We start from the raw sequence: 15,013 nt of genomic DNA on the forward strand, positions 1-15,013 counted from the left end.
AGCAAGAGGAGAACAAGGAGCTCTATGAAGCCGAATCCCTTCCACGTCCTCGGACTTCCCGTGTCGGTGGGCGACGACGAGGTGGTGGAGCGTTTCCGGGAACTCGCCCTGACCGGGGCGCAGGACGCGGGCGCGCTCGCCGAGTGGGCCAAGGACGAGTTGCTGGGCCTGCCCGAGAAGCGGGAACTGCATGTGCTGCTGGAGGCGCCGGGCGCGGACTACTGGGGCGACCGGTGGGCGGACTTCGCGCAGCGGTACGGGCGCCGTCCCGTCGCGTTCGACACACGTTCCGGGCGGGCGCAGGCGCCACGGGCGGCGGACTTCGACCTCGCCGCGGTGGCCCGTCGGCTGCGGGACGGGATGCTGATGCCGCCGGAGGTCGACATCCGGCCCGCCCTGGACGACGCGCCGGTGCCGCTGTATCTGGAGCAGCCGCCTCTGGAGGTGCGCGATGTCCTCTTCGGTTGATCACCCTTCGGCGGACCTCGGTTCGGCTGGTTCCTCGTCGGCGGACTGGGACGAGTTCGAGCTGCGCCCGGTGCCCGAAGGCGCCGAAGAGGCGGCGGCGCCGGATTCCCCCACTCCGGGCCGGGAGATGGCCGCTTTGCTCCAGCGGTACTGGACCGACCTGCAGAGCGAGAGCAACAGGGTGCACAAGGAGACGGCGGGGGCACGCAAGGTCCTCGTCGAACTGGCCGTGCACGTCGCGCGGTTGGACGGTCTGCTGCGGGAGGCGGCGAAGTCGCTGGAGGAGGCGGGCGCCAAGCCACTGGGCCGTCGGCTGCACGTGGCCAGGAAGCAGGTACTGGAACCGCTGCACGCGATGGACATCACCACGCGGGACCCCCTCGGCGATGCCTACGAGTCGGTCGCCGACGTCGTCGACATCGCCGGGTGGCGTTACGGGCCCGAGTTCACCGCCGAGGTGGTGGCGGAGACCGTGGAACCGATCGTTATCGACCGCGGCACGGTCGTACGGCTGGGACAAGTGATCATGGGCGCCCCATCGAGCGCCGGAGCAGAGGACGACGACGCATGACGCAGTACGTGAGCAAGGCCGTCGGGATCGATCTGGGGACCACCAACAGCGCGGTGGCGGTGATGAATCCGACCGACACCGACATCGTGATCCACCAGGACGGCATGAACGCCCGCACCACACCGAGCTGTGTGTGGCACAACCCGCGCAACGGCGAACTGGTCGTCGGACGCAAGGCGTTCGCGCGGGTGGGCAGCGAGCCGGAACCGGTCACCTCCGTCAAACGCCTCATGGGATCACGCAGGACGGTGAACCTGGCGGGCGAGGAGCGCACCCCCGTCGAGATCTCGGCCGAGATCCTGCGGGAGATGAAGCGGCAGATCGAGCAGGACGTCGCGGAGTTCGAGACCCCGGACGTGCGCTGGGTCGTCGACCGCGCGGTCGTCACCGTACCGGCCTACTTCGACCAGCCGCAGATCGATGCCACGCGCAAGGCGGCTCAGAGCGCCGGGCTGCGGGTCGTGGACCTGCTGCACGAGCCGACCGCCGCCGCGAGCTACTACTGCTGGCGGACCGGCACCCGCGACGGCGTCTTCCTGGTCTACGACCTCGGCGGCGGCACCTTCGACGTGAGCGTGGTGCGCTGCAAGGCGGCCGACTTCAAGGTGCTCGGCATCAGCGGCAACACCATGCTCGGCGGCGACGACATCGACACCGAACTCGCCCGCCACCTCCAGGAGTTGATTCAGGCCGACGACTGGGCCATGGACCTGGACCTGGAGAACGACGCGGAGGACCGGCTGCGCTTCAGGCGCCTGAAGTCCCTCGCGGAGTCCGTGAAGAAGGGACTGTCGGACCGTACCGAGTACATGCTCCGAGACTCCGGAGGGCTGACCGACAAGGACGGCCAGCGGATCGTCATCGACACGGTGGTGGAGCGCGCGCAGCTGGAGAACATCGCCCGGCCCATCCTGGAGCGCACCTTCCAGTACTGCGACGAGGCACTGGACCAGGCGACCAGGGAGGCCGGGATCACCCTGGCCGACGTGGACCAGATCATCCTGGCCGGCGGCTCCACCCATCTGCCGCTGGTCCGCGAGATGGTGCGCGGCCGGTTCTGCTCGCCCGCCCCCGGCGCCCCGGACCCGGCACCCGGTACACCGCGCGCCAAGTGCGTCGAGCCGGTGTACGAGCAGGTGGACACGGTCGTCGCGCTGGGCGCCGCGGTGCGTGCCTCGGCGGTGGGCGGCCTGGACATCCTGAACGAGGAGCGGACGGTCCGCGTCAGCTTCCGCGGCACCGTCGTCACGGCCTCGGACCGTACGGTGGTCGGCGGCACGGTCGAGGTCCTCGACCCCGGCATCGATCTCACCGGCGGCTCGGTACGGCTCAGCACCGAGGAGTACGAGGACGAGGCGCCGCTCAAGCCGGACGGCGGCTTCGCGTTCACCCGCATCCCCGTGGAGCCGGACGCGCATGGCCTGCTCACCGTCGAAGTGTTCGACGCCGACGGCGAGTTGCTGGCGACCGTCGGACGGACGGTGGTGCACGACCGTGATGTCGCGGCCAAGCCCGGCGGCAGCACGACCAGCGCGGCCATCAACGCCAAGCCGATCCTGCTGGAGGTCACCCGGGACGGGCGGACCCAACGCGATGTGCTGATCCCCGCGCTGCGGCCGCTGCCGTTCAAGGACCGCTACGACTTCACCCACCCCGGTGACACCACCACCGTGGAGTTCCGGCTGTTCCAGCAGGCCCGCCAGATCCAGGTCGTCACGGTGCCGGTGTCGTCCTCCACCCCCCGGGGCACGGTCATCGACCTCGATGTGGAGATGGACGTGCACTCGCTCATCACCGTGCGCGGCTCCATCGGCGACCATCCCTTCGAGGCGGTCGTCGACGTGCCGCCGGAGGCCGACCTGCCGAGCCGGGCGGACGTGGCCGAGCTGCTGCGCCGCTTCGAGGAGGGCGTCGAGTTTCTGCCGCCGGGCGAGCGCAACGTGAAGCAGACCCAGATGGACATGGCCCACACGGCCTTCGACGCGGCCCACGAAGGCGGTGAAGAGGCGCTCGCGCGCCACGAGTTCGAGCAGATGCAGGCGATCGCCGAGTCCGTCGGCAAGCACGGGCCCGCGGATCTGCAGCCGCCCAGGGCGGACTTCGAGAAGCTCGTCAAGGACTGCGTCGAGGGCAACCGGTACGTGGCCACGGTCAGCGCCGAGGCCGGGACCCCGCACGACGAACGGGAGATCGCCCTGGCTGTCGAGGCCCAGCGGGAGCACGGCGAACGGGCCCTGGAGTCCGGTGACCAGAGGTCGTACTCGGAGGTCATCACCCAGCTCCAGCACATCTTCGACCACCTCCGGGCGATGGTGCAGCGGCACCACACGAGCGACCAGCCGGTCCCCGACGCCGACATGGCCGCGTCATTCCTGCGGCAGGCACTGGACACGCTGAGCGAGGTCCAGCGGCTGGTCCAGGTGTCCCCCGCCGCCACGCCCCGACACCGTGCGGAGGTGGAGGAGATCGGGATGCGGCTCGCCGGGCTGGAGGCCCTCATCGCCCAGGACCCGAACCGTGTGCAGCAGGAGGCCGCACAGGAACGCCAGCGTCTGATCCGGCTGAAGAACATGCTCATGGCGCCCGGGGACTCGGAGCACGTCACCGGCATCCCCATGGCCGGCGCATGACAGCGGCGACGACGACCGTCCGCTGCCCGGTGCCCCTGTGCCGCCGGGACAACACATACGGGGCGGAGGCCTGCGCGGGCTGCGGCACACCCCTGTCCGGCTACGCGCGACTGCACGCCCGCCCCGCCCACCTGTTCAACCGGGGGCTGACCGCGGCGCGAGAGGGCCGTCTCGCCGCCGCGCGGGACTGTTTCGCCGCGGTGGTGCACTGGTGCCCCGGCGACACCGAGGCGCGCAACGCGCTGGCCCTGGCCGGCCTCGCTCTCGGTGACCCGGACGAGGCCCGCCGACAGTGGACGGAGGTCCTGGACCGCAGACCGGACGACCCGAAGGCGGCCCGTGGGCTCGCCCGGCTCGCGGAACCGGCCGAGCCGGGCGGCGCAGCCGGTACGCCCGACGAGGTCAGCGAGCCCGGCCCAGGGCCTGGATGAGCAGTTCGGGGTCGACCCCGAGCTTGCGGATCAGCTCACGCCCCGACGAGTTCTCGTCCTCCAGCAGGGCGAGCAGGATCGCGGCCTCGCCGACGGGGCCGGACGGGACGCCGTCGGCCGCGGTGCGCCGACGGGCCTGGTCCAGTACGTCGTGGACACGGAGGGACAGGTCACGGCGTCGGGGGGTGAGCATCCGGGAGAGCCGCCGGTAGGCGCGCTCTCCGGCCGGCCCCTGCTCGTGCATGCCGAGGCGCAGCGTCTCACTGCCCATCGCGCCGAAGGCGAGCAGCAGCGTATAGGTGCCGATGACTTCGCCGCGGGTCTTGGCCAGCAGGTTGGCGAGCCGCAGTACGCCCATGGTGTCGCGGCTCAGGTCGTCCATCGGCAACCGTTCTCCGCCGTTCGACGTGGCCGTGTCCGACGCGGCCGTGTCCGCGGGGTTCGCCGTGCCCCGGGGGTCCTGGTCCCTGTCGGCGGTGCCGCTGTCGGTGGTGTCCGGGCCGGACGTCGTCCGCGCGCTGTCCGGCAGCAGCAGGGACAGCGGCACCCCGCACAGTTCCAGCAGCCGGGAGGAGATGCCGCCGCCCACGGCGACGAAGGCTGCCGTGATGTCGGCCGTGGTGGTGGTGCTCCTGCCGTCGGCGGAGGCCAGGGCAGAGGCCTCTTCGAGGACGCGGTTGACGGTGTCGGACAGAACCGGGACACCCACCGGGCCAAGATCGCCGTTCTCTGTCGCGGAGCTGCGGCTGAGGACCTCCTGGATCAGCTGGTCGAAGGCTTCCAGGGCGTCCGCCCCGATACTCTCCTCGATGCGCTGCCGGATGTCCGCCTCGCCGAGCAGCCCCTGCAGCAGATCGACGGAGGCGATTGCGCTCCGGTCGGCGGCCGACGCGCGCACCCGCCGCATCAGCCGCTGTGCGTCGGGGGCGAGAGCGATCGGCAGGTCGTCCTCCGGCCGTTCCCGCAGCGAGGGTTCGTCCCCCGCCGTCGCGTCCTTGGCGATACCCGCGGCCGGGTTGCCGTACAGGATGAAGGACGCCCAGGCGGCGTCGGGCCGGCCACGGAGCGCGCCGCGAGCCGCCCGGACCGCGGCGCCGGCCGACTCGCCCGCGAGCAGCCGCCCGTAGAACTCGGAGGCGAACTGCCAGGCGCCGTCGTCGGCCACCTCGGTGCGGGTGCCGACGACGGTCTTCGAGCCGAGGGCCATGAAGGACATGCAGATGTTGGCCAGTCCGCCCTCACCTGCGGAGGCACAGCCGTTGATGAAGGTCACCGGTGGCGCGCCGGTCGACGAGAGTGTCTGCAGGGCGACCTCGCCGAGCAGTTGCCGGTTGTGCAGCATCAGTCCGGTCGTGCCGGAACCGGTCGCCACGTGACCGCAGAAGTGGAAAAGGTCGTACGGCGCCTCCTCCGAGGCCAGTTCCGTGACGACGTCGAGCTTCGTCGCTTGGGGGCCCAGCATGACCTTGCACTCGATGCCACGGCTGCCGAGCCACGCCGCGACCCGCGCCACCTCCTCGCGTGCGGAGGGAAGGTCGCCGAGGGTGTCGCCGACGATGAGCGCGCGACCGACCCGGCTGACGCCGCGCCCGCTCACGACGGCGCGTCTGCCCACCAGGCGGCGCCCGAGATCGAGCTTGAGGCCGAGGAAGTTGTCACCGTCGTGCAGTAGTTCCCACGGAACGTCCTGTTTGTTCGTGCGTACCAGGACCGGGCCGGTCGACGCGTACAGCCGGGTCACCAGCTCGGCGGTGTTGCCCTGGACCCGGGGGAACAGCTGCTCGTGAAGCAGCTTGCCCCACTTGGCCAGCTCCCTGAGCAGACCGGGTTCTGGGTTGGGCCCCCAGGCGGACGCCTTCGTCAAGGCGTCGTCGATCCGGTCACGGCAGCCGCTCACCAGTGCCCGGTCGACTTCGACCGTGTACTCCATCTCCAGCGGAGGACTGTCGCCGTCGGTGCCGTCCGCCCGCAGTTCGTAGTCGTATCGATCGGTGAAGGTCTGTTCGGTGACCCTGACGTTCAGCGTGGCGGACTCGTTCATGACGGTGCGCCTACGAGGCGCTGTGTCGCCGGACGAACGCCTCGACGAGCCGCTCCTCGGCAGCTGTGGAGGGCTGGATGATCTCCATCTTGTCGTCGCCCATGATCACCGTGATCGAGGTGACGCCGCCGCTGCCGTCCGGCCCGTTCCCCGATGGGGCGTTGCGCTCCTCGGTCAGCCAGCCCCGGATGGTGTCGACGATCGCGACCAGCGTCCCGAGCGAGGTCACCGCCAGGGTGGCCACCTCGACGACGCCCCCCGCACGCCGTCCGGGCGCGGGCCGCGCGGCATGGACCGGTTCGACCCGCGCGGCCCCACCCTCAGCCAGCCTCTGCCCCAGAGCGGTGGGCGCGTCCGCTCTCACATCCCCATGGAGAACCAGTTCGCATACGAACCCCCCGTCGGGCTCTCGCTCCACCACGTACGACCTCCGTCTGCCCGGCGCCTCATCTTTGTGACGTACGGTCAATTCTAGTCGCTCCGCCTGTCGTTACGTCGCAAACCGGACTTGCGGTCGGCCGCCTCGCGGAAGTCGCTGCCGAGCGGTTCGTCGGCCAGGATCTCGACGCGAGCCTGGTCATGGTCCCTCCCTCCCTCCGTCCGTCCCTCCGTCCGTCCCAGCGATCCGTTCCTCTTCGGTCGCCGGCGACCCGCGGCGCGCGACGCTCGCCGCCGAGGAGATCATCCGGCTTGCCCCTGCCACGCCGATGGTGTTCCGCTTCGCCACCACGGACATCGACCCTCGGTCTACGCCTTGTGTGCGAGGAGCTGGACTTCCGGGAACTGCCGTTGGTCAGTGGGTCTGGGCTCGATCACCAGGCGGGCCGTCTCCGACAGGCCGTGATCGCGCAGGAGTTCGGCGAGGCGGTCGGGGGACCAGCGGTAGGCCGTGACCACCTTGTGGTCGTAGGCCTGCGTCTCCTTGTGGGGGCCGTCAGTGGCGGGGAACTCGATCAACAGGTGCCCGCCCGGAGCCAGGACCCGGGCGAACTCGGCCAGGACGGCGGGCAGATCCCGCGGCGGGGTGTGGATGACGGACCACCGCGAGAGCACCCCGCCGAGCGCGCCGTCCTCGATGTCCAGCGCGGCCATCGAGCCGACCTCGAATCGCAGCCGGGGGTGGGCTTCGCGAGCGAGCTCGATCATCACGGGGGAGGCGTCGACGCCGAAGGCGTTCAGGCCCAGCCCGTGGAGGTGAGCTGTGACGTGGCCCGGTCCGCAGCCGAGATCCGCGACCTCGCCGTCGCCGTTCGTCCGTACGACCTCCGCGAAGGCCCTCAGCAGCGCGCGCTCCAAAGGACGGTCGCCCAGAGTCTCGTCGTGGAACATCTGCGCGTAGGTGTGGGCCATGGAGTCGTAGGCCTCGCGGGTGGCGTGCACGGTGTCGAGTTCGGTCATCCGGAGACCGTAGCGGGAGGAGAGGGGCCGTGCTCGGGTCGATGGGCCCTCAAGATCTCACTCAACAGCCTCCGTCCTCGCGGACTTTCGGAGGCGACGGGGTCAGCGGGTGGGTGGGACGAACTCGGGCTGGTCGAGCAGGCGCAGCCAACTTCCGTCGCGCTGGAGCCTGACGACCTGCGCCCGCGCGCCGGCCCCGTCCTTCGGTGGGGTCGAGGTGAGGGCGATGTCGCCGCTGGTCAGCGTCGGCAGCGGTTGTTCCGGCTCGAAGCGGGGGCCGTTGGCCAGCACCTTCTCCCATAGCGCGCGGATCGCATCCCGCCCCACCGTCAGCTCGCCGGGCGGGTAGGCCATCACCGCGTTCTCTTCGTACAGCGCGGCGACCCCGGCCGCGTCACCGGCGTTGGAGCGCTCGACGAACAAGCGGGTGATGTCTTCGGGCCGCAGGGCCTTCTCGTACTCCGGCATGGGTTCCTCCTGGTGTCGGGCTCCGGCGCTTCTCAGCGTGGTTGCCCGCCAATCAGAAGTCCAACAGATGGATTTTCTACCAACTAGAATTCGCAGTCATGGATTTGAGGCAGCTGGAATACTTCGTCGCGGTCGCCGAGGAACAGAACTTCACCCGTGCGGCCGAGCGGGTGCACATCAGCCAGTCCGGCGTCAGCGCCCAGATCCGCCAGCTCGAACGGGAACTCGGGGCCGATCTGTTCGACCGGTCGGCCCGCGCCGTCACCCTCACCGTCGCGGGGAAGGCCGCGCTCGAACACGCCCGCGCCGCACTCGCCGCGGCCGGGGCGGTCGGCCAGGCGGTGGGCGAGGTGACCGACCTGATCCGGGGCCGGGTCACCGTCGGGATGATCATCGGCTGCACCCTCACCCCGCTGTTCGACGCCCTCGCCGCATTCCACAAGGCGCATCCCGGTGTGCAGATCTCGCTGCTGGAGGACAGCTCCGACCGGCTCCTCGAAGGGGTGCGTACCGGCGCCGTCGACTTGGCACTCGTCGGAACCGCAACCGCCACCCCCGACGGGCTGGAAGCGCTGACGATCATCAGCGAACGGCTCGTCGCGACAGTCCCGGCCGGGCACCCCCTGGCGAAACAGCGACGAGTCACCCTGCGCGACCTGTTGGCCTACCCGATCGTGTGCATGCCACCCGGCACGGGCCTGCGCGTGGTATTCGACCACGCTTGTGCCGCACAGGGCCTCCGACCCGCGATCGCGCTACAGGCCAGCGCCGCGGATGCCATCGCCGACCTCGCCGCCCGCGGGCTCGGCGTCGCCATCCTCAGCGACTCGATGGCCGAGAGCTACGGCGACCGGCTCACCGCCCGCACCATCGATGATGTCGAGACACCGGCATTGCTCGCCCTGGTCTGGAAGAACGCGCAGAACCCCTCGGTGCGCGAGCTGCTCGTGCACAGCCGGCAAGCATTCACGCGCACGCAAGCAGACGCCGCGGAAACCCGGCAAGCGCACCCGGCCAGGGGGTCCGGCACGCAGACGGGCTTTCCCGGTTCGTGGTGATCAGCGAGGCGGGGTGACGAGCGAGCCCTCACGCCAACAGATCACCGCCGCGGCGGCGATAACGAGAACGCCCGCCGCATCGGCCACCCCTTCGGCATGCAGAAGGGCGCTCGCCTTGTCATGACCGAGGTTCCTCCAGCTTGACGGCAGTGGTGTCCGCGCCGTGCTCCTCGGTGTGTGCTGTGGCGAAAGGCCCGTGGTCTTCCACGACTTCGCCGTCCACGACTTCCCCATCCGTAACTCGGTGCGACGGTTCCGCCAGTGGCAGGCTGGAAAGGTGCCTCTTCAGCCTCTTGGCCATCGGAAGGAAGGTCGCAAGTGTGAGCCCACCGGAGACAGCGGCCCCGACGAGGGGGATGGCCTTCGAGACTGTCTTCGCGAACGACTGCTTCGTCATCTGGACGCCGAGGTATGCCGCGACCTTTTTCACTATCGGGTAGACGACACCCTGGGTGAGCGCCTTCTGTGGCAGCTTCTTGGCGACCTGCTCCGCCATCAACCCCGCGACCTTCCCTACCGCGGCGTTCGCCGACTGGGTGCCGAACATCACGCCGAAGAACAGCGTGAGCACCCCCATGGTCGCGTCGTCGACGCCGTCACCCTCGTCGGAGAACAGATCAGGCCAGCTGTAGAGGTACGCGAGTTTCTGCGCGATACGCAACATGTGGCCGAAGTACTGGGCCACGTCGGCGGGCACGGTGGCGGGAAGGGCGAAGATGCCGGGTATCCCGGCGGCGGCGGAGAGAGCGCTGACCTTGGCGGTTTCGTAGCGGATGGAGTCGTTGGCCACCTTGTCGAGAACCTCGACACTGATGCCCGCCGCCGCGGGAGTCTCTTCTATCGCTCTTCGGATGTCGTCCTCGGAGCAGTGGCGAGCCAGCGCACTTCGGAGGTACGCCTCCCTGTTGATACGCACACCCGGAAGCCTTGCTGCCGCCAGCAGCACCGCGGAGAAGCGCGACTCGGGATTCTCGACGTCTTTGCCCTGTTTCATGGCAGGAACCTACAGTAGCTCCGCGCTCCAAGGGCCATACTGCGTAAGCCGAGTTGTGACCTCGTGAAGTCATCCCCCTGAGCGGGCATATGCCACAGCGCCCCGCCCTCGAACGCAAGTTCACCATGCGCTTCACATCAACTCCGCGCGGTGCCCGCCTCGCCCGTCGGCTCCTCGGACCAGCCCGTCAGACCGAAGCACGCAGACTCTCTTGACCGGGTCCGTTATGGGGCGATCGCGCGCGCGAGGAGCGTCCCGATGTGCCCGGGGTGAGGCGCGTCGAGGACGCGCGCGTCGGCTGAGGCGAACCCGGCCCGGGTGAGCAGGCGCTCCCAGCCGGGCGGTAGCTGTAGGTGAACATCGCCTTTCCGGCCAAACCTCCCTTGTACATGCCCTGCGGCCCGTACGCGCCGGGGATGGCCGGCGGCTGCGAGAACACGAAGACGCCGCCGGGCCTGAGCCGCTGGCGGACGAGGGGGAAGAGACGGCCCGGGTCGGTGAACCAGGCGGCGCCGAAGATCGAGTAGACCGCGTCGTACACCTCCTCGTGCTCGCTCAGGTACTCCAGCACCTCGGAGCACACGAACTCCGCGCCGGTGCGGGCCCACTTCGCGGTGGTCTTCTTGACCATGACGGGAGACAGGTCGACACCCCGAGCGGCGATGCCGTGCTCAGCGAGGTGAGCGAGGGCGCGGCCGGTGCCACAGCCGATCTCCAGCACGGAGCGCGGGTCGCCCAGCAGCTCCGGACCGGGTCCGTGACCGGCGTACTGGGTCCGGGAGAAAATCGGCTCCGCGTCCTCCTTGAAGGCGGAAGCGGCGAAGGTGTCCCACAGCTCTGTCTCGGCGGCGATGTCGTGTTGTGCGGGCAAGGTGATTCCTCTTCGCAGGGGCTGGCCCCTGTCCTCCGGGCCGAGGACAGGAAGCCGGCGCAGGGCTGTTCAGGGGCCCACCGCCAGGGCTCCGGGTGTCGGCGCCTCAGCCTGCGAGACAGGGGCGTATCCGCTGAGCTGGGCAATGACGCGACCAGGCTGTCGGGCGGCGCCCGGGATCGGTTCCTCTCAGACTGCGATGACCTGCTGAGCCAGCAGCAGAGCCAGCGGGCCCCCCTGCAGCAGGAAGCGTCCCTCGGCGGCGGCCCGGATCGCGTCCGGCATCGGCCACCACATGAGCTTGAAGCTCTCTTCGCTGGGCGTGAGCTGCTGCGGGCCACGGGTGAGACCTTCGGCCAGGAAAAGGTGGATGCGGGCAGGGGAGTTCAGGGTGATGGCGTACGAGCCGAGGGGCTGCCAGGTCTGGGCTGTGACACCGGCTTCCTCGCGCAGCTCGCGCCGCGCGCACTCTTCCGGTGTCTCGCCGTCCTCCCGGCGCCCTCCGGGCAGGAACACGTACTCGCCGCCGTGCTGGGGGAATTCGGCGGTCAGGACGGCGACCATGCCGTTCGCGTCTCGGGCGACGATGACGGAGGCGTCGCGCACCGCCTCCCGTCGGGAGGTGTCGGTCATGGCCGGGGAGCGTAGCCGCCTACTCTGACAGCCAGGCCGCGAACGGCACGTTCAGCACGGTCGGGTGAGCGATGCCACGGCCGTGGTAGCCGTCCTCACCGAAGGCGTCGCCGTGGTCGGCGCACATGATGATCAACCATCTCCCTTTGCCGGTGAGTCCGTCGGCCAGACGGCCGAGTTGTTCGTCCACGTACGCGAGCGCGGCGGCCTGGGACTGCCAGGAGTCGCCGCTGCCGTCGGTGTAGTGGCCGTGGGGGACGTGGGTGGCGGAGACGTTGACGAACAGGAACAGCGGCCGGTTGGCGTACGGCTCGGCGACGGTCAGGGCGTGGTCGACCTGATGGCGCGTGGAGTCGGGCTCCGGGGAACAGAACTCGGGCCGCCAGTGGTCCTCTTCGAACATGTCGGGCAGCACCGACCCGAGAGGTGTCTCCCGCGAGAAGTAGGTCACGCCACCGATGCAGACGGTGCGGTAGCCGTAGTGGGCGAGCCCGGTGAGGAGATCCGGCGCGTCGAAGACGAACGTGCCCGCATCGACCGTCTTGAACATGGGCGGGCGGCACTCCCATAGCCGCGGCGGCTGTACGGGCTGCGGGAGCTTGGGCAGGAAGCCGGAGAAGAACGCGATGTGCGCGGGGAGGGTGAAGGTTCCGGGGGTGCGGCGTTCCTCCCACACCCCGCTCGGCAGGATCTTCGCCAGGCTCGGGGTCTGCCCGGCGTGCAGGGCCGCACGGGCGACGTCGTAGCGCAGGGAGTCCAGGGTGACGAACAGGATGCTGGTGCCGCTCCGGATGACTTCGGCCGCGTCGATCACAGCGCCTCCACCAGGTCGCGGCGTTCGATGATGCTGCCCTTGGCTTGGTCGTTCACCGGGATGGGGATCCGGTCGGAGGCAATCATCTGCCGCAGCCTGGCCAGGCCGGTGTCCTCGGTGATCGGTTGGCCGTCCGCGTCGTAGAGGCGGATGGTGACGGTCTGCCGACCGTCGTCGTCGGCCGTTGTCAGCAGGGCTCCGGGGACGCCCCCAAGTTCCTTCATGGCGTGCAGGAGATGGGCTTCGTCGGCCGGGCCGAGGCTGGAGACCTGGCAGCCGAAGTGCTGGGCGTTGATGGCCCCCCGGCAGAACCGCCGGTGGAATTCGGCCGTGGCGGGGTGGGAGTCGTGGGCCACGGCCAGCTGCCGGGCCCGGCTGACCACGACGAAGCAGGCGGCAGCCCACCAGGCCACGCCTTCGTGGATCTCGCTCGGGAACGCCCCGGCGACGCGTCCGGCACGGATGACGGCATCAGTATCGATCGGGTTGAGCACGCCTGCCCTCCAGGTGCTTGACGATGATGTCCGCCAGGTCCTCCGGGCTGCGGCCGTCGGTGGGGAGCATGACCGCGCTCGGATCGGTCTCGGCGACGGACTGGAAGTTCTCCTGGAGTCGGGCAAGGCGGCCGGGGATGTCGAACAGATCGGTGTCGTCCTGCTTCACGTCGGTCTTGGTGCTCATCCGCTCCTTCAACGAGTTGTCGGAACTGACGAGGTGGAAGGTGGCGTCCGGCGCCACGAGGTAGGGCAGGAACGGGGCGATCAGTTCTCGTACCTGGTCCAGGCCGACGCAGTTGACGGCGGCGTGACAGGCGATGACCGAGGAGGCGTACCGGTCCGCGACCACCGGCCCCGTGCCGAGGTGCCGTCGTACAACGTCGGAGACGTGCAGGAGGCCGGAGAGGTAGAAAGCGAACTGCGGCAGCGGCCGAAGCTCCCGGTTGACCGTGCCGGACCAGCCCGAGTGCGGATCGGTGAGGGTGTGGATCTCCGTGGCGCCGAGCCGCTTGGCCAGCAGGCGGGCGAGCGTCGACTTTCCGACCCCTGAGACGCCTTCCAGGACGACGAACGACCCCTGTCGCCCTTCATCTGCCCCAGGCATGTACGGGGCGCGCAGGGTGCTCACAGGGTGCCCTCGGTGAAGGCGGCCACGTGCTGGGCCACGGCCGCGGGGATCTGCTCCGCATCAGCCAGCAGGGGCCGGATGTCCATGCGGAGGTCGTCCCGCAACAGGCAGGGCTGGATTCCACCGGCGTGGTCCAGGCGCAGAGCCCAGAAGCCCTCCACGCACTTGGCCCTGACCGGGCAGGTGCCGCACTGGCCGACGTGGTGGCGCCCGAGTTCGCGTTGGATCACGTCGATCTCGATGCCGTCGATGCGGAAGATCCGCCGCCCCTGCCCGGTGCCGGAGACTTCGGTCTCCTCCTCGCTGGTCAGGGTGCGCAGGTGATCGATGATGCCCTGGGCCCCGACAGCCGAGGACCTTTGGTCGGCGTTGAAGTCGGTGTCCACTAGCTCGATGAACTGCACCGGAAGCCTGCGCTCCAGGGCGAAGGCGAGGATGTCGTGCAGCTCGTGCTCGTTCTCGCGCTGGATGAGCGTGTTCAGCTCCACCCGCTCGAACATCTCGCGGGCGGCCTCGATGCCGTCCAGGACGGTCGCAATGCCGGCGCGGGTCTGGGCAACGGCCCGAAAGGAGTCGTCGGAGAAGTAGTGCAGGGAGACCTTCACCTTGTCCAGGCCGGTCGTGGCGAGCCAGTCCTGATGCCTGCGCACCAGCAGGCCATTCGTGATCAGTGTGTAGGACACGTCCGGGCCGTGGACGGGGAGCCGAGTGAGGACCGGCCGCGCCAGATTCGACGCCAGCGGCTCGCCGCCGGTGAAGTAGACCCGCTTCAGACCGGCGCCGATCAGCTCGTGCAGGACGTTCACGTAGTCGTCAGCGGTCAGTTCGCGGGCACGGGGCTTGGCGTCGCGGTGCAGGTGAGTGAACGGCGGCGGCACGTCGCCCTCGTTGTGGCAGAACCAGCACTTCAGGTTGCAGACGGGGGTCAGCGAGACCCTGAGCTGTCCGCGCAATGCCGCGAAGTTCCGCAGCGCGGTCCAGTCCACGTCGGTTTTCGGGAGCGGAACGGTCAAGACCTGCTCCTTTCATGGGGATGTATAGGTCTGGTGTGGTGGTCAGCACCGGACGGAGTCCGGCAGGGAGGGGGAGCCCTGGCGGTTGTAGCCGTGACACAGGCAGGTGCGTCGACGCACGAGTAGGAGTCCGGTGACGAAGGCAGAGGAACGTCCTCCGTCTGACGGCACCCCACGTGCAGGTCCTCGTATCTGGGTCGGACAGCGACGGCACACACGGGGGAGACATGAAGGCGCTCGGCGTTCGCAGCGCTCATCGTGCTGTCCTCGCGACCCGGTGGTGCGGGCACACACAGGCAGGGAACTCCTGCCCGAGACTGGTCGCTGTCCCGGCGTCGCCGCCCTCGAAACCATGTGTGCCCGAGTCGCTCGTGACGCGGCCCGTACGGTCCACGGTGTAGACCCTCAGCGTCATCCGGGGCGGGAGGCCGCCGTCCTCGCCGGTCCTTCCCTCAACGCTCATTCGCCGCTGCCGCTGCCGCTGCCGCTGCCGCTGCC

General features: G+C 69.6%; 16 protein-coding genes and 1 pseudogene. 5 read left to right on the forward strand and 12 right to left on the reverse strand.

Annotated elements, in window-relative coordinates:
* Positions 1–24 precede the first annotated feature (24 nt).
* From I8N67_RS33390 to I8N67_RS33405, 4 genes are read left to right on the forward strand one after another with little or no spacing between them, the layout of a single operon-like run.
* Complete coding sequence (locus tag I8N67_RS33390; RefSeq protein ID WP_200308009.1) at positions 25–468, forward strand: hypothetical protein; 444 nt, start codon at positions 25–27, stop codon at positions 466–468.
* Positions 452–1,039 (forward strand): hypothetical protein, encoded by a 588-nt coding sequence (locus tag I8N67_RS33395; RefSeq protein WP_200308010.1) that lies wholly within the window; start codon positions 452–454, stop codon positions 1,037–1,039. The genes I8N67_RS33390 and I8N67_RS33395 overlap by 17 nt, the downstream gene beginning before the upstream one ends.
* A complete protein-coding gene (locus tag I8N67_RS33400) occupies positions 1,036–3,669 on the forward strand; it encodes an Hsp70 family protein (protein WP_200308011.1) in 2,634 nt (877 codons plus the stop codon). The genes I8N67_RS33395 and I8N67_RS33400 overlap by 4 nt, the downstream gene beginning before the upstream one ends.
* Entirely contained in the window at positions 3,666–4,100 is a 435-nt protein-coding gene (locus I8N67_RS33405; RefSeq protein ID WP_200308012.1) for a tetratricopeptide repeat protein, read from the forward strand. Before I8N67_RS33400 ends, I8N67_RS33405 begins: the two co-directional genes overlap by 4 nt.
* Here the strand turns inward: I8N67_RS33405 and I8N67_RS33410 are convergent.
* The 4 genes from I8N67_RS33410 to I8N67_RS33425 all read right to left on the reverse strand — a co-directional run bounded on the left by I8N67_RS33410 (position 4,072) and on the right by I8N67_RS33425 (position 8,007).
* Positions 4,072–6,141 (reverse strand): CHAT domain-containing protein, encoded by a 2,070-nt coding sequence (locus tag I8N67_RS33410; RefSeq protein WP_200308013.1) that lies wholly within the window; start codon positions 6,139–6,141, stop codon positions 4,072–4,074. The two genes, I8N67_RS33405 and I8N67_RS33410, sit on opposite strands and share 29 nt — an antisense overlap.
* A gap of 10 nt (positions 6,142–6,151) precedes the next feature.
* The gene (locus tag I8N67_RS33415; protein ID WP_200308014.1) at positions 6,152–6,505 is read right to left on the reverse strand and encodes an effector-associated constant component EACC1; all 354 of its coding nucleotides are present in this window, start codon (positions 6,503–6,505) and stop codon (positions 6,152–6,154) included.
* Between the two features lie 383 nt (positions 6,506–6,888).
* On the reverse strand, positions 6,889–7,539 hold the full coding sequence (locus I8N67_RS33420; protein ID WP_200308015.1) for a class I SAM-dependent DNA methyltransferase: 651 nt from the start codon (positions 7,537–7,539) through the stop codon (positions 6,889–6,891).
* Between the two features lie 102 nt (positions 7,540–7,641).
* A complete protein-coding gene (locus I8N67_RS33425) occupies positions 7,642–8,007 on the reverse strand; it encodes a YybH family protein (RefSeq protein ID WP_200308016.1) in 366 nt (121 codons plus the stop codon).
* Between the two features lie 98 nt (positions 8,008–8,105).
* On the opposite strand from I8N67_RS33425, the gene I8N67_RS33430 reads away from it, so the two are divergent.
* Positions 8,106–9,065 carry a LysR family transcriptional regulator gene (locus I8N67_RS33430; RefSeq protein ID WP_200308024.1) on the forward strand — a complete coding sequence of 320 codons (960 nt, stop codon included), beginning with the start codon at positions 8,106–8,108 and terminating at the stop codon, positions 9,063–9,065.
* A gap of 118 nt (positions 9,066–9,183) precedes the next feature.
* Here I8N67_RS33430 and I8N67_RS33435 read toward each other — a convergent pair whose 3' ends face one another.
* The 8 genes and pseudogenes from I8N67_RS33435 to I8N67_RS43270 form a co-directional block, all read right to left on the reverse strand.
* Positions 9,184–10,059, reverse strand: coding sequence for a hypothetical protein (locus I8N67_RS33435; RefSeq protein ID WP_200308017.1), 876 nt, complete (start codon positions 10,057–10,059; stop codon positions 9,184–9,186).
* 224 nt (positions 10,060–10,283) lie between these two features.
* Positions 10,284–10,930, reverse strand: a pseudogene (locus tag I8N67_RS33440) (class I SAM-dependent methyltransferase).
* Between the two features lie 189 nt (positions 10,931–11,119).
* Positions 11,120–11,563 (reverse strand): NUDIX hydrolase, encoded by a 444-nt coding sequence (locus tag I8N67_RS33445; RefSeq protein ID WP_200308018.1) that lies wholly within the window; start codon positions 11,561–11,563, stop codon positions 11,120–11,122.
* A gap of 19 nt (positions 11,564–11,582) precedes the next feature.
* A complete protein-coding gene (locus tag I8N67_RS33450) occupies positions 11,583–12,377 on the reverse strand; it encodes an STM4013/SEN3800 family hydrolase (protein ID WP_200308019.1) in 795 nt (264 codons plus the stop codon).
* A complete protein-coding gene (locus I8N67_RS33455; RefSeq protein ID WP_200308020.1) occupies positions 12,374–12,871 on the reverse strand; it encodes a phosphohexomutase domain-containing protein in 498 nt (165 codons plus the stop codon). The genes I8N67_RS33450 and I8N67_RS33455 overlap by 4 nt, the downstream gene beginning before the upstream one ends.
* The gene (locus I8N67_RS33460; protein WP_200308021.1) at positions 12,849–13,478 is read right to left on the reverse strand and encodes a dTMP kinase; all 630 of its coding nucleotides are present in this window, start codon (positions 13,476–13,478) and stop codon (positions 12,849–12,851) included. Before I8N67_RS33460 ends, I8N67_RS33455 begins: the two co-directional genes overlap by 23 nt.
* Positions 13,479–13,498: 20 nt before the next feature.
* Positions 13,499–14,515 carry a radical SAM protein gene (locus I8N67_RS33465; protein WP_200308022.1) on the reverse strand — a complete coding sequence of 339 codons (1,017 nt, stop codon included), beginning with the start codon at positions 14,513–14,515 and terminating at the stop codon, positions 13,499–13,501.
* Positions 14,516–14,768: 253 nt separating this feature from the next.
* Positions 14,769–15,013, reverse strand: a 245-nt coding sequence (locus I8N67_RS43270; RefSeq protein WP_234046706.1) for a hypothetical protein, incomplete at its 5' end; no start/stop codon positions are given.

The sequence above is a fragment of the Streptomyces adelaidensis genome (assembly GCF_016598475.1).
Classification (GTDB): domain Bacteria; phylum Actinomycetota; class Actinomycetes; order Streptomycetales; family Streptomycetaceae; genus Streptomyces; species Streptomyces adelaidensis.